The sequence below is a fragment of the Bradyrhizobium sp. USDA 376 genome (assembly GCF_054063675.1).
In genome coordinates this window covers 7,602,152-7,626,500 of the sequence record NZ_JBSSGN010000001.1, presented here as the reverse complement: position 1 = coordinate 7,626,500, position 24,349 = coordinate 7,602,152, and the positions used below count along the sequence as shown (strand labels likewise).

At 65.8% G+C, this 24,349-nt stretch carries 25 protein-coding genes and 1 pseudogene; 18 read left to right on the top strand and 8 right to left on the bottom strand.

Going from position 1 to position 24,349, the window contains the following annotated elements; all coding sequences use genetic code 11:
* Nucleotides 1–67 precede the first annotated feature (67 nt).
* The 7 genes from ACVJ19_RS35925 to adhP all read left to right on the top strand — a co-directional run bounded on the left by ACVJ19_RS35925 (nucleotide 68) and on the right by adhP (nucleotide 6,226).
* A complete protein-coding gene (locus tag ACVJ19_RS35925) occupies nucleotides 68–1,270 on the top strand; it encodes a vWA domain-containing protein (protein ID WP_453953763.1) in 1,203 nt (400 codons plus the stop codon).
* 10 nt (nucleotides 1,271–1,280) lie between these two features.
* Complete coding sequence (locus ACVJ19_RS35920) at nucleotides 1,281–1,604, top strand: XdhC family protein (RefSeq protein ID WP_008564652.1); 324 nt, start codon at nucleotides 1,281–1,283, stop codon at nucleotides 1,602–1,604.
* A 2-nt stretch (nucleotides 1,605–1,606) separates the two neighbouring features.
* Complete coding sequence (locus ACVJ19_RS35915; protein WP_453953762.1) at nucleotides 1,607–2,308, top strand: XdhC family protein; 702 nt, start codon at nucleotides 1,607–1,609, stop codon at nucleotides 2,306–2,308.
* Nucleotides 2,305–3,909 (top strand): NTP transferase domain-containing protein, encoded by a 1,605-nt coding sequence (locus ACVJ19_RS35910; RefSeq protein ID WP_453953761.1) that lies wholly within the window; start codon nucleotides 2,305–2,307, stop codon nucleotides 3,907–3,909. The genes ACVJ19_RS35915 and ACVJ19_RS35910 overlap by 4 nt, the downstream gene beginning before the upstream one ends.
* A gap of 201 nt (nucleotides 3,910–4,110) precedes the next feature.
* Nucleotides 4,111–4,500: a DUF4189 domain-containing protein gene (locus tag ACVJ19_RS35905; RefSeq protein WP_453953760.1), complete on the top strand. Its 390-nt coding sequence runs from the start codon at nucleotides 4,111–4,113 to the stop codon at nucleotides 4,498–4,500.
* Nucleotides 4,501–4,641: 141 nt separating this feature from the next.
* The gene (locus tag ACVJ19_RS35900; RefSeq protein WP_453953759.1) at nucleotides 4,642–5,052 is read left to right on the top strand and encodes a DUF2000 family protein; all 411 of its coding nucleotides are present in this window, start codon (nucleotides 4,642–4,644) and stop codon (nucleotides 5,050–5,052) included.
* 148 nt (nucleotides 5,053–5,200) lie between these two features.
* Nucleotides 5,201–6,226 (top strand): alcohol dehydrogenase AdhP, encoded by a 1,026-nt coding sequence (gene adhP / locus ACVJ19_RS35895; protein ID WP_453953758.1) that lies wholly within the window; start codon nucleotides 5,201–5,203, stop codon nucleotides 6,224–6,226.
* Nucleotides 6,227–6,466: 240 nt separating this feature from the next.
* Here adhP and ACVJ19_RS35890 read toward each other — a convergent pair whose 3' ends face one another.
* Genes ACVJ19_RS35890 through ACVJ19_RS35880 form a run of 3 tightly spaced genes read right to left on the bottom strand, consistent with a single transcriptional unit; the run spans nucleotide 6,467 to nucleotide 7,686 of the window.
* Complete coding sequence (locus ACVJ19_RS35890; protein WP_453953757.1) at nucleotides 6,467–6,880, bottom strand: GFA family protein; 414 nt, start codon at nucleotides 6,878–6,880, stop codon at nucleotides 6,467–6,469.
* Between the two features lie 12 nt (nucleotides 6,881–6,892).
* Nucleotides 6,893–7,354 (bottom strand): SRPBCC family protein, encoded by a 462-nt coding sequence (locus ACVJ19_RS35885; RefSeq protein WP_453953756.1) that lies wholly within the window; start codon nucleotides 7,352–7,354, stop codon nucleotides 6,893–6,895.
* Nucleotides 7,351–7,686 carry an ArsR/SmtB family transcription factor gene (locus tag ACVJ19_RS35880; RefSeq protein WP_011088398.1) on the bottom strand — a complete coding sequence of 112 codons (336 nt, stop codon included), beginning with the start codon at nucleotides 7,684–7,686 and terminating at the stop codon, nucleotides 7,351–7,353. Before ACVJ19_RS35880 ends, ACVJ19_RS35885 begins: the two co-directional genes overlap by 4 nt.
* A 108-nt stretch (nucleotides 7,687–7,794) precedes the next feature.
* Here ACVJ19_RS35880 and ACVJ19_RS35875 point away from each other — a divergent pair, with 108 nt between their 5' ends.
* From ACVJ19_RS35875 to ACVJ19_RS35850, 6 genes and pseudogenes are all read left to right on the top strand, one after another.
* Nucleotides 7,795–8,490 carry a TetR/AcrR family transcriptional regulator gene (locus ACVJ19_RS35875; RefSeq protein WP_453953755.1) on the top strand — a complete coding sequence of 232 codons (696 nt, stop codon included), beginning with the start codon at nucleotides 7,795–7,797 and terminating at the stop codon, nucleotides 8,488–8,490.
* Complete coding sequence (locus ACVJ19_RS35870) at nucleotides 8,487–9,275, top strand: HlyD family secretion protein (RefSeq protein ID WP_453953754.1); 789 nt, start codon at nucleotides 8,487–8,489, stop codon at nucleotides 9,273–9,275. Before ACVJ19_RS35875 ends, ACVJ19_RS35870 begins: the two co-directional genes overlap by 4 nt.
* Complete coding sequence (locus tag ACVJ19_RS35865; protein WP_453953753.1) at nucleotides 9,272–10,204, top strand: ABC transporter ATP-binding protein; 933 nt, start codon at nucleotides 9,272–9,274, stop codon at nucleotides 10,202–10,204. The genes ACVJ19_RS35870 and ACVJ19_RS35865 overlap by 4 nt, the downstream gene beginning before the upstream one ends.
* On the top strand, nucleotides 10,201–11,364 hold the full coding sequence (locus ACVJ19_RS35860; protein WP_453953752.1) for an ABC transporter permease: 1,164 nt from the start codon (nucleotides 10,201–10,203) through the stop codon (nucleotides 11,362–11,364). Before ACVJ19_RS35865 ends, ACVJ19_RS35860 begins: the two co-directional genes overlap by 4 nt.
* Before the next feature lie 110 nt (nucleotides 11,365–11,474).
* Nucleotides 11,475–12,781: pseudogene (locus tag ACVJ19_RS35855) on the top strand (adenylate/guanylate cyclase domain-containing protein).
* A gap of 555 nt (nucleotides 12,782–13,336) precedes the next feature.
* Nucleotides 13,337–14,251, top strand: a complete 915-nt coding sequence (locus tag ACVJ19_RS35850; RefSeq protein WP_453953751.1) for a PhzF family phenazine biosynthesis protein — start codon at nucleotides 13,337–13,339, stop codon at nucleotides 14,249–14,251.
* A 45-nt stretch (nucleotides 14,252–14,296) separates the two neighbouring features.
* Here the strand turns inward: ACVJ19_RS35850 and ACVJ19_RS35845 are convergent, their stop codons facing one another.
* Both ACVJ19_RS35845 and ACVJ19_RS35840 read right to left on the bottom strand, forming a co-directional pair.
* A complete protein-coding gene (locus ACVJ19_RS35845) occupies nucleotides 14,297–14,758 on the bottom strand; it encodes a DUF488 domain-containing protein (protein WP_453953750.1) in 462 nt (153 codons plus the stop codon).
* A gap of 9 nt (nucleotides 14,759–14,767) precedes the next feature.
* Nucleotides 14,768–15,604 (bottom strand): DUF72 domain-containing protein, encoded by an 837-nt coding sequence (locus tag ACVJ19_RS35840; protein ID WP_453953749.1) that lies wholly within the window; start codon nucleotides 15,602–15,604, stop codon nucleotides 14,768–14,770.
* A 102-nt stretch (nucleotides 15,605–15,706) separates the two neighbouring features.
* Here ACVJ19_RS35840 and ACVJ19_RS35835 point away from each other — a divergent pair, with 102 nt between their 5' ends.
* The 4 genes from ACVJ19_RS35835 to ACVJ19_RS35820 all read left to right on the top strand — a co-directional run bounded on the left by ACVJ19_RS35835 (nucleotide 15,707) and on the right by ACVJ19_RS35820 (nucleotide 19,324).
* A complete protein-coding gene (locus ACVJ19_RS35835; RefSeq protein ID WP_453953748.1) occupies nucleotides 15,707–16,087 on the top strand; it encodes a hypothetical protein in 381 nt (126 codons plus the stop codon).
* Nucleotides 16,088–16,238: 151 nt separating this feature from the next.
* On the top strand, nucleotides 16,239–16,439 hold the full coding sequence (locus ACVJ19_RS35830; protein WP_456739492.1) for a hypothetical protein: 201 nt from the start codon (nucleotides 16,239–16,241) through the stop codon (nucleotides 16,437–16,439).
* A 242-nt stretch (nucleotides 16,440–16,681) separates the two neighbouring features.
* Nucleotides 16,682–17,815, top strand: a complete 1,134-nt coding sequence (locus ACVJ19_RS35825) for a glycosyltransferase family 2 protein (RefSeq protein WP_453953747.1) — start codon at nucleotides 16,682–16,684, stop codon at nucleotides 17,813–17,815.
* 6 nt (nucleotides 17,816–17,821) lie between these two features.
* Nucleotides 17,822–19,324: a glycosyltransferase family 39 protein gene (locus tag ACVJ19_RS35820; protein ID WP_453953746.1), complete on the top strand. Its 1,503-nt coding sequence runs from the start codon at nucleotides 17,822–17,824 to the stop codon at nucleotides 19,322–19,324.
* Between the two features lie 180 nt (nucleotides 19,325–19,504).
* Here the strand turns inward: ACVJ19_RS35820 and ACVJ19_RS35815 are convergent, their stop codons facing one another.
* Together ACVJ19_RS35815 and ACVJ19_RS35810 are read right to left on the bottom strand one after the other, a co-directional pair.
* Nucleotides 19,505–21,391: a CHASE2 domain-containing protein gene (locus ACVJ19_RS35815; protein WP_453953745.1), complete on the bottom strand. Its 1,887-nt coding sequence runs from the start codon at nucleotides 21,389–21,391 to the stop codon at nucleotides 19,505–19,507.
* Nucleotides 21,392–21,457: 66 nt separating this feature from the next.
* Entirely contained in the window at nucleotides 21,458–21,979 is a 522-nt protein-coding gene (locus ACVJ19_RS35810; protein ID WP_453953744.1) for a FecR domain-containing protein, read from the bottom strand.
* A 651-nt stretch (nucleotides 21,980–22,630) separates the two neighbouring features.
* Between ACVJ19_RS35810 and ACVJ19_RS35805 the strand changes: the two genes are divergently transcribed.
* Entirely contained in the window at nucleotides 22,631–23,704 is a 1,074-nt protein-coding gene (locus tag ACVJ19_RS35805) for a DUF2778 domain-containing protein (protein ID WP_453953743.1), read from the top strand.
* A gap of 10 nt (nucleotides 23,705–23,714) precedes the next feature.
* On the opposite strand, the gene ACVJ19_RS35800 is transcribed toward ACVJ19_RS35805, so the two are convergent.
* Entirely contained in the window at nucleotides 23,715–24,344 is a 630-nt protein-coding gene (locus ACVJ19_RS35800; protein WP_453953742.1) for a glutathione binding-like protein, read from the bottom strand.
* Nucleotides 24,345–24,349 lie beyond the last annotated feature (5 nt).

The window sequence follows — 24,349 nt, the reverse complement described above, 5'->3', positions numbered from 1 at the left end:
CCTGAGAACTTCGAGATTCCGGGTTCACGCTTCGCGTGCCCCGGAATGACGGCAGAGGTAGCACACCATGGCCATCAACCACCTTGCCCCCGAGCAGACCGAGCAGTTCGCCGACAACATCGTCGGCTTTGCCCGCGCGCTGCGCTCTGCCGGCATGCCGGTCGGGCCGGGCGCGGTCATCGATGCCATGAGCGCGCTGCAGGTGATCGACATCGGCAACCGGTCCGATGTCTTCACCACGCTCGAGGCGATCTTCGTCAAGCGCCATGAGCATGCGCTGATCTTCAAGCAGGCCTTCAACCTGTTCTTCCGCGCCTCGGAAGAATGGAAGCACATGCTGGATTCGGTGCCGCTGCCGGAGCAGGCCAAGAAGAAGCCGCAGGCCGGCGCGCGCCGCGTGCAGGAGGCGATGTCGCAGCCGCGCATGACCGAGACGCCGCACCACCAGGAGCAGGATCTGCGCCTGTCGGTCTCCGACAAGGAGATCCTTCAGAAGAAGGATTTTGCGCAGATGAGCGCGGCCGAGATCACGGAAGCTCTCCGCGCCGTCGAGCGGATGCACCTGCCGCAGGCCGAGTTGCTGACACGCCGGCACCGGCCTGACGCTCGGGGCCTGCGCCTCGACCTCCGCCGCACGCTGCGCGCCTCCTTGCGCACCGGCGGCGACATCATCGACATCCATCGCCTTGGACGGATCGAGAAGCCGGCGCCGATCGTCGCGCTGCTCGACATCTCGGGCTCGATGAGCGAATACACCCGTCTGTTCCTGCATTTCCTGCATGCGATCACGGATGCGCGTAAGCGCGTCTCGGTGTTCCTGTTCGGCACGCGTCTCACCAACGTCACCCGTGCGCTGCGCCAGCGCGATCCCGACGAGGCGCTGGCGAGCTGCTCGGCCTCGGTCGAGGATTGGGCCGGCGGCACGCGGATCTCGGCCTCGCTGCACAACTTCAACAAATTGTGGGCCCGGCGGGTGCTGAGCCAGGGCGCCATCGTGCTCCTGATCTCCGACGGGCTGGAGCGGGAGGCCGATTCCAGGCTCGCCTTCGAGATGGACCGGCTGCACCGCTCCTGCCGGCGGCTGATCTGGCTCAACCCGCTGCTGCGGTTCGGCGGCTTCGAGGCCAAGGCCCAGGGCATCAAAATGATGCTCCCGCACGTTGACGAATTCCGCCCGGTACATAATTTGAGTTCGATCCAGGAGCTGATCACCACGCTCTCCCAGCCGCTGCCGCCGCATCACCGCAGCCTGATCCGCTCCGCAGCTTGAGAGGCCAGCCATGCTCGATCGCGACGAGGACATTCTGAAGGCGGCGGAGGACTGGCAGAAGGCCGGCCGGGGCGTCGCGCTCGCCACCGTGGTCGAGACCTGGGGCTCGGCGCCGCGCCCGGCGGGCTCGAGCCTCGTCATCAACGACGAGGGGACCTTCCTGGGCTCGGTCTCCGGCGGCTGCGTCGAGGGCGCCGTGGTCACCGAGGCCATGGACGTGATCGAGAGCGGCAAACCCAAGATGCTGGAGTTCGGCGTCGCCGACGAGACCGCATGGAATGTCGGGCTGTCCTGCGGCGGCACCATCCGCGTTTTCGTCGAGAAGGTCGGCTAGCCGTGAAGCTCGCGATTTTGCACGAACTCAATGCCGAGCGCGCCGCGCGCCGGCCTGCCATTCTGGTTACCGACACCGAGACTGGCGAGCAGCGGCTGGTGAAGGCTGCGGACTTTGCCAAGGACCCGCTGCGGGCCGAGCTGGAGAAGCAGCTTCGCATGGGCAAGAGCGCCAATGTCGAGGCTGGCGGCAAGAAGCTGTTCCTCAATGTCTACGCACCGACGGCCAAACTCGTCATCATCGGCGCGGTCCATATCAGCCAGGCCCTGGCGCCGCTGGCGCGCTCGCTCGGCTATGACGTCACTGTCGTCGATCCGCGCACAGCGTTTGCAAGCCCCGAGCGCTTCCCCGACATTCCGCTCGTCGCCGAGTGGCCCGACACCGCGCTGCCGCCGCTCAATGTCGACGCCTATACGGCGTTCGTCGCGGTGACGCACGATCCCAAGATCGACGATCCCGCGCTGCTGCACGCCTTCGAGCGCAACTGCTTCTATATCGGCGCGCTCGGCTCGCGGAAGACGCACGCCAAGCGCGGCGACCGGCTGCGGGCACAGGGCGCCAAGGAGAGCGACATCGCGCGCATCCACGCGCCGATTGGCCTTGCGATTGGCGCGGTCTCGCCGTCCGAGATCGCGGTGTCGATCATGGCCGAGATCACCGCGGTGCTCCGGCTGCCTCCCAAAGAAAAAGAAGAAGCGGCATGAAGTTCGGCCCGGCGAGCCCCAGGGATGCGATCGGCGGGGTCACCGTCCACACCCTGCGCCAGGGTCCGCTGGTGCTGAAGAAGGGCACGACGATCGGACCTGCCGAGGTCGAGGCTCTGGAGCGCGCCGGCATCAAGGATATCGTCGTGGTGCGGATGGAGGAGGGCGACGTCTCCGAGGACGTCGCGGCCGCCAGCATTGCGCTTGCGGTCGGCGGCGAGGGCATTCATGTCGAGCGTGCCTTCACCGGCCGCGCCAATCTGTTCGCCGCGCAGCCGGGCGTGCTGGTGATCGACCGCGCCGCGGTCGACCGCATCAACAATATCGACGAGGCCATCACCTTTGCCACGCTCACCGCCTACAAGCCGGTGGTCGAGGGCGAGATGGTCGGCACCGTCAAGATCATCCCCTTCGGCGTCGAGGGGAGCTTGCGCGATGCCGCGGTGAAGGCCGCGGGCAAGGACGTCCTCAAGATCGCGCCTTACGTGATCCAGCGCGTCGGCGTGGTCTCGACGCTGCTGCCGGGTCTGTCGTCCAAGGTGATCGACAAGACGCTGCGCGTCACCGCCGAGCGCCTTGCGCCGGCCGGCGCCAGCATCATCGCCGAGCGGCGGGTCCAGCACGACGAGCGCGCGCTGTCGGCCGCGATCAGGGAATTGCTCGGCCTCGGCGCCGAGCTCGTCATCGTGTTCGGCGCCTCGGCGATCGCAGACCGCCGCGACGTGATCCCCGCGGCCGTCACCGGCATCGGCGGCGAGATCGAGCATTTCGGCATGCCGGTCGATCCCGGCAATCTCTTGCTGATCGCCCGCGCCGGCAATGTGCCGGTGCTGGGCGCGCCGGGCTGCGCGCGCTCGCCGGTCGAGAATGGGTTCGACTGGGTCTTGATGCGGCTCCTCGCCGGCATCAAGGTGACGCGGTCCGAGCTGATGGGCATGGGCGTCGGCGGCCTCTTGATGGAGATCGTGACGCGGCCGCAGCCGCGCGCCCAGCCGGAGACCGAGGGCAACAGCCAGGTCGCGGCCATCGTGCTCGCGGCCGGCCGCTCCACGCGCATGGGCGGGCCGAACAAGCTGCTTGCCGAGCTCGATGGCAAGAAGCTGGTGCGGATCGCGGCCGAGCAGGCGCTGGCCTCCAAGGCATCCGAGGTGATCGTCGTCACCGGCCATCAGACCGAGCTGGTCGAGCAGGCGCTGCAGGGCCTCAACGTGAAGTTCGTCAGGAATCCGGATTTCGCCGGCGGTATCGCCAGCTCGGTCAAGGCCGGCATCGCGGCCGTGCCCGAGACCTGCGATGGCGCGCTGGTTTGCCTCGGCGACATGCCGCTGATCGATGCCGGCCTGATCGACCGCCTGATTGACAGCTTTGCGCCGGACCGCGGCAATCTCATCGTCGTCCCCGTCAGCGAAGGCCGCCGCGGCAACCCCGTGCTGTGGTCGCGCCGCTTCTTCAAGGAATTGATGACCCTCGACGGCGACGTCGGCGCGCGGCACTTGATCGCCAAGCACACCGAGGCCGTCGCCGAAGTGCCGGTGGACGGCGAGAGCGCCTTCCTCGACATCGACACGCCGCAGGCGCTGGAAGCGGCGCGGCGGGGGTGAAGGTGCCGTAGGGTGGGCAAAGCGAAGCGTGCCCACCAATCTTGAATCGCGGTGTGGATGGATGGTGGGCACGGCGCTTCGCGCCTTTGCCCACCCTACGGCACCTCCCAACCCTCCCGATTTCAACCACCCGTTCACCATCTGGAAACGACCGCCGCTTAGAGTTGCCGCCACCTGCCTTGGGGGTGAGGGGTTTTTTCCATGGCTTCGAACGTCGTCGCGCGCCGTTGCGCGATGTTTTTCTTTGCGCTGTCGGTCTGTGTTGCCGGTGCCCGCCACGTCACGAATGCGCATGCCGCCGGCGCCATCGCGGTCGGCAAATGCGGTGCCTATGGCCAAGCCTTTGACTATGGCGCCGAGCACGAGGCCCGCGCCGCGGCGCAGAAGCAGTGCAAGGGCGATTGCACGACCGTGACGATGAAGCGCGCCTGTGCCGCGATGTCGGTCGATCTCGCCAACCCCTGCGGCGCCTATGGCTATGCCGTCAAGCCGAAGATCTCGGCCTCGCTCAATGCCGCCACACGCGAATGCTACAAGTACGGCGGCAAGGAATGCGTGATCCGCGCCTGGGCCTGCGACGCCAAGGGGTGATTTCTGACTCCGTCATTCCGGGGCGCGCGTAGCGCGAACTATGGTGCGCACTCGCGCACCTGAGAATCTCGTGCAACAATCTCCAGATTCCGGGTCTGCGCCTGACGGCGCATCCCGGAATGACAATTTGTGGAGACATGCATGCAGTTCGACACCAAGATCGCCGTCGTGATCCGTACCGATCTTCAGGCCTGGCAGAAGCTCAACGTTGCGGCTTTTCTCACCAGCGGCATCGCGGCTGCGTTTCCCGACTGCATCGGTGAGCCCTATGCGGATGGCTCGGGCACAACGTATCACGCGCTGATCGGCCAGCCGATCCTGATCTACGGCGCCGATGGTCCCGCCTTGTCGCGCGCACTCGATCGCGCACTGACGCGTGGCGTCAAGCCGGCGGTCTACACCGAAGACATGTTCAAGACCACGCATGACGCCGCCAATCGCGAGGCGGTGAGGGCGGTGGCGCGCACCGACCTCAATCTCGTCGGGATCGCGATGCGCGCCGAGCGTAAGGTGATCGACAAGATCGTCGACGGCCTCAAGTTCCACAGCTGAGCCGGCTGCCGCGCCTCGCGCCACGTTGTCATCGCGATGTCACGATTGCGCGAGCGCTTTGCGTAAACTTTGTGCCGTTTGACCCCAATCAAAGGCGCGCGGCGAGGTGCCGCTAGTCTGTTCCCGCAATTCAAAACGGAGCAGACCCATGCCCACCATGAAAGCCGCAGTCGTCAGACAATTCGGCAAGCCGCTGGTGATCGAGGAGGTGCCGGTGCCGCAGCCCGGTCCCGGCGAGGTTCTGGTCAAGGTCAAGGCCTGCGGTGTCTGCCACACCGATCTGCACGCCGCGTCCGGTGACTGGCCGGTGAAACCGGTTCCGCCCTTCATCCCCGGCCACGAAGCCGCCGGCATCGTCGCAGCACTCGGGCCCGGCGTGAAGAATCTGAAGGTCGGCGATGCCGTCGGCGTCGCCTGGCTGCATGACGCCTGCATGGCTTGCGAATATTGCGAGACAGGCTGGGAGACGCTGTGCGAGCACCAGCACAACACCGGCTACAGCGTGAACGGCGGCTTTGCAGAATATGTCATCGCCTCGGCCGCCTTCGCGGCAAAGCTGCCGGCAACGATCGATTTCGCGGGCATGGCGCCGATCCTGTGCGCCGGTGTCACCACGTACAAGGGCTTGAAGGAGACCGAGGCAAGGCCCGGCGAGTGGGTGGTGATCTCGGGCGTTGGCGGGCTCGGCCATGTCGCGGTCCAGTACGCCAAGGCGATGGGACTAAAGGTCGCCGCGGTCGACATCGCCGAGGACAAGCTCAAGCTCGCGCGAGAGACTGGTGCCGATCTTGCCGTGAACGCCCTTGCAGCCGATGCGGTGGACAAGGTGCTGGCGGCGACCGGAGGCGGAGCCCACGGCGTGCTGGTGACAGCGGTCTCGACCCCGGCATTCGCGCAGGCGCTGAAGATGGTCCGGCGGAAGGGCACCGTCAGCCTCGTCGGCCTGCCGCCGGGGGAATTCCCGACGCCGATCTTCGACGTCGTGCTCAAGCGCATCACGGTGCGCGGCTCCATCGTCGGCACCCGCCGCGACCTCGACGAAGCCATCGCATTCGCCGCCGACGGCAAGGTCAAGGCCGAGGTGACCAAGGTGCCGCTCGCCGAGATCAACAACGTGTTCGACAGCATGAAGGCCGGCAAGATCGAAGGCCGCATGGTGCTGGATTTTGGCTAGCGCATCGTGAGGCAAAGTTTGAGCGCTACCAAGAAGGAGGTGCGCTCCCTCTCCCGCTTGCGGGGGAGGGCTGGGGTGGGGGTTTCTCCGCGTCGGGATCGTCCGAGGTTTACCGAAGAAGTCCCAACGCCGAGAGAGCCCCCACCCAGCGCTTTGCGCCGACCTCCCCCGCAAGCGGGAGAGGTGAATCGAGTTCGCGGCGAAGATTTTCGTGCCAAAGAGCCGTCACGCTCTCGCTGCTCACCCCGGCGGCATGCCTGCGAATTTGGACAGGCTGGGGTCGAGATGATCCCAGCCATGCCCGCGCGCGGAATAGGTCACTGCCTGCGGCCTGTAGCGGGCGGGCTCGTCGAGGCTCGCGGCGCGGATGGTGAAGACGTCGGGCATCGCGGCGAAGGTCATATAGACCGGCAGACCGCACTGCGGACAGAAGCCGCGCGTCTTCACGTTGCCGCTGTCGCCGACCATGTCCCAGTGCTTCGCCTCGCCGCTCAGCGTGACGCCGGCCCGCGCGAAGGTCGCGTAGGAGCCGTGGCCGCTGCCGCTTTCCCGCTGGCAGTCCCGGCACTGGCAGTGATTGCTGAACAGCGGCTCGCCGAGAATCGAATAGCGGATCGCGCCGCAGGCGCAGCCGCCGGTATAGGGCTTGTCCATCGCGATATCTCCTCACTCTTCGCCGCTGATCTCGTCAAGCTGACGCACGACCTTCTTCCAGCCGCCGCTCATGACTGTGTAGGCCGACTCGTTCCTGGGCAGGACGAAGCCGGCATGAACCAGGCGGATCCGCGTGCCGGCTTCGACCGGGGTGAGGGACCACGTCACGACAGTGTCGAGCGGCGCGCCGTAGCCGGTGTTGCGCGCGTCGCCTCCCTTCCAGGCGTAGACAAGGCGGCGGTTCGGCACGACTTCGAGAACCTGGCAATGGATCACGCCGTCCCAGTTGCCGCCCGGTTTGGTCTGGAACGTGAAGGCGTTGCCTTCGACGGCTTCGAAGCCGGTCGGCTGCATCAGCCAGCGCGCGATCAGCTGCGCGCTGGTCAGCGCCTTCCAGATCGTCTCGGCCGTGTGAGGGAAGACCTCGTCGATGACGATGTCTTTTGTTTCGGCTTTCAACGCGGCTGCACTCACGGATCGATCTCCTTCAGCAAATCACGCAGGTTCTGGAAGCGCTCGCGCCAGAAGACGCCGTAATGATCCATCCAGGTCACCAGCGGCTCAAGGCCTTGCGGCGCGGCGCGGTAATAGACGTTGCGCCCCTCGGCGCGCTCGGCGACGAGGCCGGCCTGCTTCAACGACTTCAGGTGCTGCGAGATCGCGCCCTGAGTAACGCCGCTGCCGCGCGTCAGCTCGGCGACGCTGATCTCCTTGCTTTCGAACACACGCTCGAACACGGCGCGCCGCGTCGGATCGGCGAGGGCGCGCATGACGGTGGTGACGGGGTTTGGCGCGGCTTCAATCATACAATTGAATTAGCGGCGGCTAATTCATTAGTCAATACTAATTCATCTGCTGGAATAGGGCTGCCTTGCTGGCTTGACTATGACTGACCAGTCAGTCATATATCTCAAATGACCAAGAACCCGACCAAACCCGCCCCGCCGTCTGCAACTCGCGCCAGCGCGAAGGGCCCAGCGCCTGCCGGCAGCGGGGAGGTGCCCGCCTCGAACCGCGCCACGCGCGCGGCGGAGCGGCGTGCGGCGATCGTGGAGGCGGCGATGGAGGAATTCATCGCGCGCGGCTTTGCCGCGACCAGGCTCGATGACATCGCCAAGCGTGCGGGCGTCGCCAAGGGCACGATCTACCTGCACTTCAAGGACAAGGAATCGATGTTCGAGGAGCTGGTACGCATCGTCATCGTGCCTGTGGTGGCGAGGCTGACCACGCTGCCGCCGCCGGCGGGTTCGGTGCGCGATCTCATCGAGAGTTTCGCCGGCAACTTCCTCAAGGAGGTGATCGGCACGAGGCGCGGGGATCTCGTGCGCCTGATCGTGGCGGAGGGGCCGCGCTTTCCCTCGGTCGCCGACTTCTACTACCGCGAGGTCGTCTCGCGCGGGATCGCCGCCATGCGCGCGCTGATCGAGCTCGGCATCGCCCGCGGCGAGATCCGTGAGAAGGACCTCGCACGCTATCCGCAGATCCTGGTCGCGCCCGCGATGATCGCGGTGATCTGGCAGAGTCTTTTTGCACGGCATGCGCCGCTCGACGCGCAGGACATGCTGCGCGTTCATCTTGATTTGATTTTTGGCGAACGGAGGACGACATGACGTCGTCGCGGATATTTTCTGCATTGGCATTGGCGCTCGTGCTCGCAACCGGCCTTGCCGGTTGCAAGGAGAAGCGCGATCCCGGTTTCCAGGGCTGGGTCGAGGCCGACATGATCTATGTCAGCCCCGATGAAGCGGGCCGGGTGACGAAGCTTGGCGTGCGCGAGGGCGACGAGGTCAAGGTCGGCGATCAGCTCTATTCCGTCGACGACGACCTCCAGCTCGCCGATCTCAACCAGCAGAAGGCGACGCTGGCGAATGCGCAGCAGACCTATGATCGTGCGGCTTCGCTCAACAAAACCGGCTCCGGCACGCAGGCCAATCTCGACTCGGCCGTCTCCGCCCTGCGTGTTGCGGAAGCGCGGGTGGCGACGTCGGAGACGCGGATGGCCCGGCGCAAGGGCTTTGCGCCGGTTGCCGGCACCATCCAGCAGATCTATTTCCGTGAGGGTGAGATGGTGGCGGCGCAACGGCCGGTGCTCTCCATCATGCCGCCCGGCAACATGAAGCTGCGCTTCTTCGTGCCGGAGACCGAACTGCCGAAGCTTGCGATCGGCGACACGGTGCGGATCGCCTGCGACAATTGCGCCGCCGATCTCACCGCGAAGATCTACTTCATCGCGACCTCGGCCGAATACACCCCGCCTGTCATCTATAGCCTCGAGGAACGCAACAAGCTGGTCTATCTGATCCAGGCGCGGCCCTCGCGCCCCGACGCCTTGCGCGTCGGGCAGCCGATCGACGTCTACCTCAACCCCAAGACACCCGTGGCGGACAAGCGATGAACGGCGGCAACGGCATCGCGATCGACGTCAAGGGCCTGTCCAAGTCGTTCGGCGGCCGCGAGGTCGTGCATGATCTGTCGATGCAGGTGAAGCGCGGCTCGATCTACGGCTTCCTCGGGCCCAACGGCTCGGGCAAGACCACCACCATCCGCATCCTCTGCGGGCTGCTGACGCCCGACAGCGGCGAGGGCACCTGTCTCGGCTACGACATCCGGCGCGATGCCGAGAAGATCAAGCGCCAGGTCGGCTACATGACGCAGCGCTTCAGCCTGTACCAGGACCTGTCGGTGCGCGAGAATCTCGAATTCGTCGCGCGGCTCTATGGCCTCACGGACGCCCGCGGCGCCGCGAGCGACATGATCAAGCGGCTCGGGCTCTCGGGGCGCGAGGAGCAGCTTGCCGGCGAACTCTCCGGCGGCTGGAAGCAGCGGCTGGCGCTGGGTGCCTGCACACTGCCGAGTCCAAAGCTGCTGCTGCTGGACGAGCCGACGGCGGGCGTCGATCCCAAGGCGCGCCGCGACTTCTGGAACGAGATCCATGCGCTCGCCGCCGACGGCCTCACCGTGCTGGTCTCGACCCACTACATGGACGAGGCCGAGCGCTGCCACGAGATCGCCTACATCGCCTACGGCCATCTGCTCGCGCACGGCACGGTGGAGGAGGTGATCGCGAAGTCGGCGCTCACGACCTACACCGTCACGGGCGAGGACCTGAACGAGCTCACGGCCGCGCTCACCGGCAAGCCGGGCGTGGACATGGTGGCGCCGTTCGGCACCTCGCTGCACGTCTCCGGCCGCGACGTCGCGGCGCTCGAAGCCAGCATCGCGCCGTGGCGCGAGAAGGGCGACCTGCACTGGCAGAAGTCGCATCCCTCGCTGGAGGACGTCTTCATCGAGCTGATGAGCCGCTCCAAGGATAATTTTCAATGAGCGCCACTGATCATCCCGCCCCCGCACCCGAAATTCGCGAGCGCTTCGGCTTTCTGCGGCGCTCCTATGCGATGCTGATCAAGGAGTTTATCCAGCTGAGGCGCGACCGCGTCTCGTTTGCGATGATCGTGATGCTGCCGGTGATGCAGCTCCTGTTGTTCGGCTATGCCATCAACACCACGCCGCACCGTCTACCGAGCGCGGTGCTGCTGCAGGAGGATTCCGATCTCGCCCGCTCGATCCTGAAGGCGCTGGAGAACACCGCCTATTTCCGTTTCCTCTACGAGGTGCACGACGTCGACGAGTTCGACAATCTGCTGAAATCCGGCAAGGTGCTGTTCGGCGTCGAGATTCCGCGCGGCTTCGAGCGGGCGGTGCGGCGCGGCGACAGGCCGGCGCTGCTGGTCGCGGCCGACGCCACCGATCCGGTGGCGGCGAGCTCGGCGATCGGCTCGCTCGGCATGGTCGTGCAGACCGCGCTCAAGCATGATCTCTACATCGGCGATCCCCCGGAGATGCCGTTCGAGATTCGGGCGCATGCCCGCTACAATCCGGCGGCGGCTTCGAGCCTCAACATCGTGCCGGGTCTCGTCGGCACCATCCTCACCATGACCATGCTGATCTTCACCGCGCTCTCGGTCACGCGCGAGGTCGAGCGCGGCACCATGGAGAGCCTGTTGTCGATGCCGATCAAGCCGGTCGAGGTGATGTTCGGCAAGATCATCCCTTACGTGCTGGTCGGCTTCGTCCAGGCCTTCCTGATCATCGGCATCGGCGTCGGCCTGTTCGGCGTTCCCGTGCTCGGCAATCTGTTCCTGCTGGCTCTGCTCTCGACGCTGTTCATCACCACCAATCTGTCGATCGGCTACACCATCTCGACGCTGGTGCAGAACCAGCTCCAGGCGATGCAGATGTCGATGATGTTCTTCCTGCCGAGCATCCTGCTCTCCGGCTTCATGTTCCCGTTCGCGGGCATGCCGGCCTGGGCGCAATATGTCGGCGAGGCCCTGCCGCTGACCCACTACCTGCGCATCGTCCGCGCCATCATGCTGAAGGGCGCGACCATGCAGAACCTGCACTTCGACGCGCTGGCGCTGGCGGCCCTGATGCTGATCGCCATGACCATCGCCGTGACGCGCTTCCGCCGTACGCTGGATTGAGGCAAACTGGTATCGATGTCATTCCGGGGCGATGCGTTAGCATCGAACCCGGAATCTCGAGATTCCGGGTTCGCGACTGCGTCACGCCCCGGAATGACCAGGGGGGGATGATGGCCAGGTTCGCGAGCAGGAAGATGCGGCAGCACGCCGTTCTGTCGGAGGACGTCGAGCGCGAGCTGACGCGGGAGGTGTTGCGCACCGAGCTGTTGCGGGTGCGGACGCTGATCATCACTGGCTGCGTGATGATCCTGTTCCTCACCTCGACCTTCCTGATCGACCCTGCTCTCGTGAACCGGGTCTGGCGCGGGACGGAGGGCCTCGTCCGCGAATACATCCTGTTGGGGGGCTTCATCCTCTTCGAAGCCTGGGTCCACAGCCAGATCAGGCGAAACCTCAAGCTCGATCGCGACCTACCGGTGATCCGGCGCTATATCGGCGCCTTTATCGAAACGTCGCTGCCGACGATCATCCTGATCCTGCAGATCCGTAGCATGGGCGCTGGGCCCGCGCTCGGTTTCGTGCTGCCACTGGTCTATTTCATCTTCGTCATTCTTTCGACGCTGCGACTCGATTTCTGGCTGTCCACCTTCACGGGATTCGTGGCTGCGGCCCAACTCCTGGCCGTCGCGCTGTATTACAATTCGGCGAGCGACGCAGGCGAGCCCCTGATCTACTTCCACGCGGTGCGCAGCACTGTCATCCTGATCTGCGGTGTGCTGGCGGGCGCCGTCGGGGCGCAGCTTCGCCGCCAGTTTGCCGCGAGCATCGCGGCCGCCACCGCGCGCGACCGGGTGACCAATCTGTTCGGCCAGCACGTTTCGCCGCAAGTGGTGGAGCGGCTGATGACGCGGGAACGAGCGCAAGCGGTGACGTCCGCCGCGTCGCGGTGATGTTCGTCGATTTCCGCGGCTTCACCGCCGGCGCGCAGACGCGCACGCCGCAGGAGGTGGTCGACCGGCTCGACGGCGCCTTCGCGGTGCTGGTCGACATCCTCGACCGCCAGGGCGGCATCGTGAACAAGTTCCTGGGCGACGGCTTCCTCGCGCTGTTCGGCGCGCCGCTGGAGGCATCCGACGCCGCGCATCGCGCGGTCGCCGCGGGCCGCGAGATGCTGGCCGCGATGGACCATATCAACGCGGAGACGAGCTGGCCGCTGCGGATCGGCATCGGCATCCATTTCGGCGAGGTCGTCGCCGGCAATATCGGCTCGCCCCGGCGCAAGGAATACACCGTCATCGGCGACACCGTGAACTTTGCGTCGCGCCTGGAGGCGCTGAACAAGGAGCTCGGCTCGCAGCTGCTGATCTCCGCGTCCGTTCGCGAGGCGCTGGGCGCGGACGGCGACGATGCCGTCGCGCTCGGCGAGGTCGAGGTGCGCGGCTACGAGCAGAAGGTGGCGGTGTTTCAGCTGGGGTAGGGCGCCTTCACATGTGAGTCGCGCTTCGTTGAAGCGGGGTCGCGCTGCCTTGAAGACGCGTGATGAAATATCCCTGCTAGCTTTCGGGTCCTGCACCGTGGAAGCCGAAACGTCTCGGCTTTCACTTGCACCCGGAGAAAGCCAATGACCCGATTGACCCTTGTTGCTGCCGCCCTGATCGCCGCCGCCACCCAGACTCAGGCCGCATCGGTGCGCCACGCAGCCCCGCCGCACGCTGCTGTAACTCAGGCGGCAACCGACTCCTGCGTCAGAGCTCCGGCAGAGGGTTCGTATGCCTCAGCGCCCTACACGCAGCCTCCCTGCCTGCCGAACACGGGCTACTCGTACGCCTACTAACGATCACGACCGACGACGCCGGGCCGGCGAAATCCGCTGGCCCGGCTTTTCGAATTGCTGCGGCTCGTTAGCTTCCAACACGTCAATGCCATTGCTCCGATTGCACTCAATTTTGGGGCATGACGAGCGATGTTTTCGGCTTGTAGAGTGCTGCGCGATGCGGCCGGTCGTGGCCGCCATTTGCATGGGGAAGTGACGATGCAGCGCCGCTACATCACCGTCGACGTGTTCACCGACCGCGCCTTCGGCGGCAACCAGCTCGCGGTGGTGCTCGATGCCGGCGGCCTGTCGACCGCGCAGATGCAGGCGATCGCCACCGAGTTCAACTATTCCGAGACGACCTTCGTGCTGCCGCCGCGCGACAAGGCCAATGATGCGGAAGTACGCATCTTCACGCCGGTGAGGGAGATGCCGTTCGCGGGCCATCCCAATGTCGGCACCTCCTTTGTGCTGGCAAGTCTCGCGAAGGAGCCGAAACCGCGCCTTCTGTTCGAGGAGAAGGCGGGCCTCGTTCCGGTCGACATTTTTCGCGAGCAGGGAAGGGTCATCAGCACCGAGCTGACCGCGCCGCAGCCGCTGTCGCGACTGGCGGAAGTTTCCGCCGCTGACGTCGCGGCCTGCATCTCCCTGACGGCTGATGACATCAGGACCGATCACCACGCGCCACAGGTCGTCGGTGTCGGAACGCCATTCCTTGTGGCGGAGCTGCAATCGCGCGATGCGCTGAGGCGGGCAAGGCCCGACGCGGCCGCGTTCGGCAGGGTCTTGCCGCGCGACGACGCCCGCTCGGTGTGGTTCTACACGCGCGATGTGCCCGCAGCGGAGGGGCCCAGCGAGCGGCAGGCGCGGATGTTCATGCGCGGCGCCGGCGGTCTCGCCGAAGATCCCGCCACCGGCAGCGCCACGGTCGCGGCCGCCGCACTGTTCGCCGATCTCGATCCCACGCGCGACGGCGAGCTGAAGCTCACGGTCGGCCAGGGCTTTGACATGGGCCGGCCGAGCCTGCTGCTGACGCGCGTGCGCAAGCAGGACGGCAAGATCATCTCCGCCCATGTCGGCGGCAGCTGCGTGCAGATGATGGAGGGGACGTTCCGGCTGGCGGGGAAGGGGTAGGTTGTCATTCCGGGTTCAGCCCTGCGGGCTGCCCCGGAACGACGATTACACCTGCCGCCCCGCCAGATTCTTCACCGTCACCCCATCGCGCTCCTCGATGATCTCCGCGATCATCTGGCGGTGGCAGTGGGTGTGGTCGCGCTCGTAGCAGAGCAGGCACACCGGACCTGCCTTCTTCACCAGCGCCGAGAGCTCGTCCATCTCTTCCTTCGCCTGCGGCGTCTTCAGGTGCTTTGAATAGACCTTCTCCAGCACGTCGTATTGCCCGCTGCGGGCGGCGAGGCGGCCTTCCTTGGGTGTGCCGAGTGCGGCGAGATGGACATAGGCGATGCCGCGCTCGTCGAGCCCGGCGGACAGCTGCTTCTTGGAAAAGCCCGGCCGGCGCGACGACGTCACTGCGCGCACGTCGACGACGAGCTTGACGCCGGCCCCTTCCAGCTCGTCCAGCACCGCCTTGGGCGGCGTCTGCTCATAGCCGATGGTGAACAGCTTCTTCGCCTTTGCCATGAACCATCCTCAGCTCACCCGCGCGATCAGCTCCATGGCGCCGTGCGGCGCGCGGACCTTGCCCTCGTGGATGACATAGGCAAATACGTCGCGCGGCTCCTTCTTAGGCTTCGTCTTGTCAACCTTCGGCAGGTCGTCGGGTTCACCGCCCGAAGCCCAATCCTTGAAGCGCTCGGCCCAGGCATCGAGCTGCTTCGGCGGATAGCAGGTCTTGATCTCGTCATTGCCCTTCTGCAGCCTGGCATAGACGAAATCGCCGGCAACGTCGGCGATGGCCGGATATTTGCCGTGCTCGGCGAACACCACCGGCGTCTCGAATTCGCGGATCAGCGCGACGAAGTCAGGCGTGCAGAAACTGTCGTGGCGGACCTCGACCACGTGGCGCAGCGCGCGCCCGTCGAGCTTGCGCGGCAACAGCTCCAAAAACTTGCCGAAATCGGCGCCGTCGAACTTCTTGGTCGGCGCGAACTGCCACAGCACCGGGCCGAGATGGTCGCCGAGTTCCAGCACGCCGGAATCATAGAACCGCTTGATGGAATCGCCGGCCTCGGCCAGCACGCGGCGGTTGGTGGCGAAGCGCGGTCCCTTCACCGAGAACACGAAGCCATCGGGCACCTCGCTGGCCCACTTGCGAAAGCTCTCCGGCTTCTGCGAGCCGTAATAGGTGCCGTTGATCTCGATCGAGGTCAGCTTCGAGGCGGCATAAGACAGCTCCTTCGCCTGCGTCAGCTTCTCCGGATAGAACACGCCGCGCCAGGGCTCGAAGGTCCAGCCGCCGATGCCGATGAAGATGTTGCCTGATTTTTTGGACACGGTTTTTGCTTTGGCCACGGAAGGATCTCGCATCGACGTGGAGGGAAGGCGGCATCCTAATCAAACCAGTTGTGATTGGCCAGTTGCCGCGTCCCGTCTAAGCTTCCGAAGATCATCTGCGAAAAGGAGAACAAGATGCGGATGCTGATGGTGGGAGCGGCGCTCATGATGATGACATCTGCTGCCATGACGTCCGGGGCCATGGCTGACGATGACGACGACAAGAACGCGCAGAAGCTCGCCATGCAGGGCCGCGACGATTACTGGCGTTGCCTGGCGCGGGAATATTCGCGCGACTCCAATCAGGGCCTGTCGGAGCAGGATTTCGGCCGCTCGGTCGCGAGCGCCTGTCCGTCCGAGCGGCAATATTATCGTGTGGCCTTGCTGGACTATCTCACCACGCAATATCCGAACATCGATGCGGGCGCTCATCTCGCGACCGCGAACAGGGCGGTGGAGTCGGCGCAGAAGGACATCGTGACGGCCTTCGTCAAGCACAGGCCGCCGGCGAAGTAGGGAGTGGGGAGTGGCGAACAGCGAGTAGGGCAGAAGCCCGGGTTGTCTCATTCGCTACTCACCATTCGCCATTCGCCCCCTTCGGCAGCCCTTCCGGCTGTACGTTCATCCGTGGTATCACTCGCCGCATCTGGAACAGGGATGGGTTTCCATGTCGTCTGAGTCGGTGGGTGGCATTCTGGGCGCGATCGTCGCGGCGGTCGTACTCGCGGTCGCCGTCGTCTTCGGGCCGATCGGCCAGTACGGCAAGCCGCCCAAGCCGGCGAAGGTCGAGCCTACTGCTGCGGCGCCCGCAGCCCCCGCCGCGCCCGCGCCGCGAGGGCCGGTCATCCGGGAAGTCCCCAACCAATAGGGCGCGAAATCGACCCATTTGCCCCCTTGCGAAGCGGTTTTGTCGTTCCTATCTAGCTTCTAACGGCGACGTTGAGCGAAAAACTCCGGCGCTGGGACGACCTTGGAATAGCTTGGGCCTGCGCCGGATGTACGCGCGGTCCGCCGTTCCGGGGTCGTTGGCATTTTAGGGCCCTTTTTTCGCCCGCACCCTTCCAAACCCCGGCTTGGCAGCGCAGGACGCGGCGGATATACGCTGCCGTCATGAATGAAGCGATCAGACCGGGCTCCGACCATCCGCCGCAGGCTCAAGAGGGGCCGGAACTGTCGGTCATCGTCCCGACCTTCAACGAGCGCGACAATGTCACGGTGCTGTACCGGCGCCTGGAGGCGACGCTCGTCAACGTCGCCTGGGAAGTCGTGTTCGTCGACGACAATTCGCCCGACGGCACCTGGGACGTCGTGCGTGCGCTGGCGCAGCGGGACAGCCGCGTGCGCTGCGTCCGCCGCATCGGTCGCCGCGGCCTGTCGGGAGCCTGCATCGAGGGCATCCTGGCCTCCAGCGCGCCCTATGTGGCCGTGATCGACGCCGACCTGCAGCACGACGAGACGCAGCTGCCGAAGATGCTGCTGCTGCTCGCCAGCGACCAGGCCGAGCTCGTGGTCGGCAGCCGCTATATCGAGGGTTACAAGAGCGAAGGCTTCAACAAGCAGCGAGCCGGCGCCAGCGCGCTGGCGACCGAGGTCGCCAGGAAGATGCTGCGGGTCGAGATCGCCGATCCCATGAGCGGCTTCTTCATGGTCCGCCGCGACCGTTTCGAGCAGCTCGCGCCAAAGCTGTCGGTGCACGGCTTCAAGATCCTGCTCGATGTCGTCGCGACCGCGCACGGCAGCTTGCGCGCCGTCGAGATTCCCTACACCTTCGGCGCCCGCCAGCACGGCGAGAGCAAGCTGGATTCCATGGTCGCGCTCGACTTCATGGGCCTCGTGCTGGCCAAGCTGACCAACGACATCGTCTCGCTGCGCTTCATCCTGTTCGCGATGGTCGGCGGCATCGGCCTCGTGGTGCATCTGACCACGCTGTTCATCGCCCTCCAGCTGTTCAAGGCACCGTTCGCGGAGGCGCAGGCTGCCGGCGCCATCGTCGCCATGACCAGCAACTTCATCCTCAACAACTTCCTCACCTATCGCGATCAGCGGCTGAAGGGCTTTGCGCTGCTGCGCGGGCTGATCGCCTTCTACATCGTGTGCAGCGTCGGCCTGCTCGCCAATGTCGGCGTCGCTTTCTCGGTCTACGACCAGGAGCCGATCTGGTGGCTGGCCGGCCTGGCCGGCGCACTGATGGGCGTGGTGTGGAATTACGCGATGTCCGGACTGTTCGTCTGGCGCAAGAAATAGCTCACAATGGGCGGAGCTGACGCGCGGATCGTCCGCAACACCGCGCTGGTGATTCTCGCGCTGGTGGCCCTGCGGCTCGTCGCGGCCGCCTTCACGCCGATCACCTTCGACGAAGCCTATTACTGGATGTGGTCGAAGAACCTGGCCGGTGGTTATTACGACCACCCGCCGATGGTCGCCTATGTCATCCGCGCCGGCACCATGATCGCCGGCGACACCGAGCTCGGCGTCCGTCTCGTCTCGATCCTGCTCGCGCTGCCGATGAGCTATGCGATCTACCGCTCCGCGGCGATCCTGTTCGGCGGTGCCCGTGTCGCCGCGACCAGCGCCATCCTGCTCAACGTGACGCTGCTGGCCTCCGTCGGCACGCTGATCGTGACGCCCGATGCGCCGCTGCTGGTCGCCTCGAGCTTCGTGCTGTTCTTTCTCGCCAAGGTGCTGGAGACCGGCCGCGGCGTCTGGTGGCTTGCGGTTGGCGTGGCGGTAGGTGCGGCGCTGCTATCGAAATACACCGCGATGTTCTTTGGCGCCGCCATCCTGATCTGGCTCGCGTCCGTGCCGAAGCTCAGGCGCTGGTTTCTCTCGCCCTGGCCCTATCTCGGCGGCCTCGTTGCCCTGGCGCTGTTCTCTCCTGTGATCCTCTGGAACGCGGACCACCAATGGGTCTCGTTCGCAAAGCAGCTCGGGCGCGCCAGGATCGAGGACTTCCGGCCGGTCTTCATCGCCGAGCTGATCCCGACCCAGGTCGCGTTCGCGACCCCGCTGGTCTTCATTCTCGGCGCGATGGGTCTGCACGCGCTGACCTGGCACCGGGCCGGCGCGCTGGCCTCGCGCGTGCTGATCGAGACGATGTTCTGGACCATCGTCGCCTATTTCGTCTGGCATTCGCTGCATGCCCGCGTCGAGGCCAACTGGTTCGCGCCGGTCTATCCGCCCTTCGTGGTCGCGGCCGCGGCCGCCGCCAACCTCGTGCAGTGGAAGCCGCGCCAGCGGCGCCTGGCGGACTTCTGCCTGCGCTGGGCCGCGCCCGTGGGCATCGTGATGTTTGCAGCGCTGATCGTGCAGGCCAACACCGGCTGGCTGTCCGGCTATCGCCGCGACGCGACCGTGCGCAGCGTCGGCGTCGGCTGGCGCGAGCTCGCCGCGGCAATCGAAGCCGAGCGCGCGCGCGTCGGTGCGACCTGCGTGCTCGCGCCGGATTACGGCACCACGGGCTGGCTCGCCTTCTATCTGCCGCGCGGCAGCTGCGTGGTGCAGCAGAACCAGCGCATCCGCTGGGTCAACATGCCCGAGCCCGATCCCAAGCTGCTTGCCGGCAAGCTGCTCTATGTCGACGAGCTGCGCGGCGACGGGCATCCCGCCCTCAACGGCCTTTTTGCGAAGGTGACGCAAATCGCGCAATTGCAGCGCAAGCGTGGTCCCCTCGTGGTCGAGACCTACGGCATCGATCTGCTCGAAGGCGCCAAGGGCGATGTGCTGGACCGCTCGCCGCCACCGGAAGCGCGGTAGCTCTGGATGGTCGTCCCGGCGAAGGCCGGGACCCATACCGCGTGATCTGTCGATAAACGCAGGTATCCGTACCGCGGGAAGATCTGTTCACAACGAGTCTTCGCCAAACCACTCCCTGTGGTTATGGGTCCCGGCCTCCGCCGGGACGACGGCGGAGTATTGGGCGAGCAGAGTGGCTGTTCAGTCCATCAACTCTGCCCCGGTGGCCGCCGCGCCCGGCTTGCTCTCATCGCGCCAGAACCAGACGGCGACTGTGCCGGAGCGGCCGCGGACCTGCGTGCGCAGCGGGCCTCGCAAAGTGCTGTCGGGATCGCCGAGGTAGTCGGCCGCATCCAGCAGCGTATCGCTCAGCGCGAGCCGCGCGCCGTTTTGGGCCGCCACCTCCATCAGCCGGTTCGCGACGTTGACGGTGTCGCCCGTCGCGGTGATGTGCTGGTGGCTGCCGCCAAGGCGCGAGGCGACGATGGGGCCGCAATGCGCGCCGATCTTGAAGTCGAGCTGATCCCCGATTGCGGGCGGCAGCGAGGCGATCCAGCGATCGACGCTGCGATGCAGCTCGATGGCGCATTTGAGCGCGCGCGCCGCATCATCGGGCATCGCGCTTGGCAGGCCGAACAGGATCATGGCGCCGTCGCCGAGGACGCCGGTGACGATGCCGCCGCACGCGGTCGCCGCCGTGTCGATCTGCGCGTGAAACGCATTCAGGATGTCCCGCAACGCATCGGGATCGGTCCGTTCGCTGAGCGCGGTGAAGCCCGAGAGATCGATGAAGACGACGGCCGCATCCTGCCGCACCGGCTTTGCCAGGAAATCGGGATCCCGCGCCAGCCATTCCTGCACCGCCGGCGCCTGGAACTGCGCCAGCGACCGGCTCTTGGCGGTGAGGTATTGGGCCTTGCGGCCTCCCGCCCACAGCTGCACGCCGGCAAAGAACGCAACCGGCGGGACCGTCGCTGCGAGCGTGGTCGCGGCGTTGAGCCAGACGCCGTGCGTGAAGGCGAACAGGTTGAGCCCGGCCCAGGCGATCATCACGGCGGCGGCCGCGATAAGCCCGAGCGCGCTGCGCCGCCAGGCGAGCAGGCCGACCAGCAGCACCGGCAACGGGATCGCGGTGAGCGCGTCGGCGATGTGAACCTTGTGGTTGCGCACGATGCCATCGCCGGCGACGAGATGCGTGATCGCAGTGGAGATCACTTCGACGCCCGGCATGAGGGAATCGAACGGCGTCGGATAGAAGTCGCCGCCGCCGGCGACTGAGGCGCCGATCACCACGATCCGATTCTCGATCGCCGCGCGATTGAGCGTGCCGTCGAAGATGCTCTGCGCGCTGACGGTGCGGATGGTGCGGCGCGGGCCGTAATAGGTGATCGGCAGCGCGAAGTCGCTGTCGGTCGGCACTGCGCGATCGCCCAGCATGAGACGGTCCGGCTCGATCGTCAGCGGCTTGTCGAGCGCGCGGGTGGCGACGCGCAAGGGGAATGACAGCTCGACCTTGTCGTGGGTCCGGAACAGCATCGGCACCGAGAGCGGCGAGCCCGACTGCCCGGTGGCGACGTTGACGACGCCGACCTCGGCATGGTCGGCAAACGCCGGCAGCGGCAGCAGGAAGCGCTCGGCCTGCGGCAGGACGGCGAGGGGGCCGTGGCTGCTTGGGGTCACGGTCTCGCTGGCCGACGGGAAGATCGCCGCGGCGGCAAGCACCATGGGGCCGGTGGCGAGCGTATTGGCCAGCGTGGCATCGCCGATCGCGGCGCTGCGGTCGACCAGCAAGAGGTCGATGGCGATGACCTTGGGCTTGAACTGCACGATGGTGTCGACGACGCGGGCGAGATCGGCGCGTGGCAACGGATAGCTGCCGCCGCGTTTGACGACGGTGTCGTCGATCGCGACGATGGTGACGAGATCGGGCGGCACCTGCACGCCGCGGACCTGTGTCCGCCAATCCGTCAGCGTCGCCTCGAGGCGATCGAGAAAGCGCAGATGACCGTTGGCGTGCGCGGCATAGATGCCGGCGCCCCACAGCGCGGTGAGGACGAGGGCCACCAGGATCTGAACGCGTCTAGTCATTACGTACTGCAATCTTCTTTGTCGCCCGGGCCTTGCTGCGCGAGCCTTAATTGTATTGTCGGAGCCTTATTGGCCCAGTCTTGCCATCAGGGCGTCGACGCGCGGCTGGCCCCATGTCTTGACGGTCAATGGACCGGTCGCCTCGACATCGACGCCTTCGCCCGGTCCGAGCACGACGCCGCGTCCGCCGCTCCTGCGGGAGACGCCGACACGGCCGTCGGCGACGAAGACCGCGGTCTTGGCCTCTGCGACATCGACGGCCCATTTCGTGCCGCGCACCGCGGCGATCGCCCGTGGCGTCAGCACCTTGAAAGGATTGCCGCCGGGCTTTTTGGGCACATCGACGAGCAGCGCCTTGCTGCTCAACTCCACGGAGTCAATATGTCCGTCGCGGTTGGCGTCCTTAAGTTCAAATCTGGCGCCATTCTCCGCAACAATCGTTATTCCGCTGTCGCAGCGCCAGGTCTGCGTTCCGGCCGCGGACGGCGACGGCGTGCAACCCGCATGGGTCGGCTGCGCACGCGCGTATCCCATCAACAACAACGACCACGCCAGAGCAATGAATCCGGCGCGTGCGATCCCTTTCATGCCAGCCTCCGTTTGCGTGCTCGGCACAGTTCAAGGCGATGCTGATACGGTACCGTATCACACGCAGAGGCTGCTGAATAGTGCCGCTTCTCGCAGCTATTTTCTCGCTGCGGTATTTTCCAGTCCGGCGCGATCAACTTTCAGTCAGGGCGCCGTGCTGCGTGAGCGCCAAGCTTCTCGCGCTCATCGCAAGCGGGGAGAGGCGCGAATGGGAGATGGCGCGCACCAGCCTCGCGCAATGCTTCCCCGTTATCATCAGGGCATTGAAGACCACGAAAATGACTTGGTTGGTGCGTTTAGAGAGGCGGCCGTAAGACGTCCGCGGATCGCCCGATCCAGCCGAGAATTATGGTTAACAAACGCGACTAAGTCCGTAGTTCTGCGGGCTTTTTTCTCAGAATGAGACAGCGTTAACGAGTTGCCCTACATCCGCCCGAACTTAATCTGCATTTAACTAAAAGTCGCCTTAATGACGCTCCGACCCTCTGCGAGATGCTGTTCCCGGATCGTGACCAGCGGCACTTCGAAGGGGGACTGAGTGACACCGTCCTGGACGCAAGGCGAATGAGTACGAGTATCGCTGCGCAGAGTAACGCGGCACGGAAGTCCAAAAATCCTGGCAAGAATTCTCTTCGGAAGCCTTCCCGGAAAATGAGCACGACCAATTGGCTTGGCGCCGCGGCGATCGGCTGCGTCGTGATGGGCGCCGGCTGGACCATCCACAGCAACATCTTCGGCGCGAGCGTCTATCCGATGGTCGGCAGCATCGGCTACGACGAGCCCGTGATCAAGCGCGCCCCCAAGGTGGCGCTGCGTGAGGCCGGCGAGGCCATCAGGGAAACCTTCGCCCTGCTGCCCGACCGGCTCCAGGTCGCTGCCCCAATCTCGCGCGAGATGTTCAACGAGCGCTTTGCCGCCGCTGCCACGCAGGGCGTGCCGTCGAATGCGGCGAGCGCAACGCCCGCGACCCAGGTTGCTACGGCCAAAGACGCCCCGAAGCAGAGCGTGATCGCGAAGGTCGCGGACGCGCTGAAGCCGGCTCCCGCCAAGGTCGCTGATGCGGCCAAGGCCAAGCGCGCGCCGGAGGGCCAGATGCAGCTCGCCTCGGCTGATCCGGCCGAGATCGTGTCGGCGCCCGAGGCAAAACCGAAGTCCTTCGCCGACCGCGCCAAGGCCGCGGTGATGTCGATCACCGGACCGCGCCAGTCGATGGTGGACAAGCTCTGGGGCAAGCGTGAGCCGTCCGGCGGGCTGCTCGCCTACGCCTCGGCCGATGCCAGCGTGACCGCATCCATCGCGCCGAAGGAGCAGAACCCGATGCTGGGCGGCGCGCCGCCCTATGAGCGCGACACCGCGGTCTACGACATCACCGCCAAGATGGTGTATCTGCCTGATGGCACCAGGCTCGAGGCGCATTCCGGCCTCGGCTCCAATCTCGACGATCCGCGCTCCTCGAAAATCCGCATGCGCGGCGTGACGCCGCCGCACATCTACACGCTCAAGCCGCGCGAGGCGCTGTTCCACGGCGTGCCGGCGCTGCGCCTGACCCCGATCGGCGGCGAGAGCGCGATCCATGGCCGCGACGGCCTGCTCGCGCACACCTTCATGCTCGGGCCGAACGGCGACTCCAACGGCTGCGTGTCGTTCAAGGACTATTACGCGTTCCTCGACGCCTACCGCAACAAGGGCATTCGCAAGCTCGCGGTGCTGGCGCGGGTGGAGTAGTGATCCGCGCCTAAGCCGCCACGGTCTTGCGCAGCACCATCTCGGTTGCGATCGCTTCCTTCACGGCGGGCCGCGCCTGCATGCGTTCGAGATAGGCCGACAGCGACGGCCACTCTCCGATGTCGATTCCTGCGGGGCGGAGTAGCAGCAAGGCCCAGGTGAGATGGGCATCCGCGACGGTGAAGCGGTTGCCGACGAGGAATTCGCGGTCTGCAAGATGCGCTGACGGCACCGACAGGGTCTGCGGGATTCGTGCACGCGGCTTGGCGAGCGAGCCGTCGTCCCTGTACCAGAAGGTGGGAAACAAAAACGCCTTGTGGATCTCTGCGCCGATGAAGCTTAGCCATTCCTGCAGGCGATAGCGATCGGGATCGCCGAACCGCGGCGCAAGACCCGTTTCCGGTTTCAGGTCGGCGATGTATTGCAGCACCGCCGCGCTTTCCGTCAGCCGCTCGCCGTTTTCCAGCACCAGGACCGGCACCGCGCCCATCGACGAAATGCCGCGAAAGTCGCTGTCGTCGTCCGCGACCTGTTTGGTTCTGAGATGCACCAGATGATAGCGCGCATCGAGGCTTGCTTCCATCAGCGCGATGCGGCTCGCAAGCGAGCAGGCCATCGGCGAGAAATAGAGTTGCAGCATCGCGT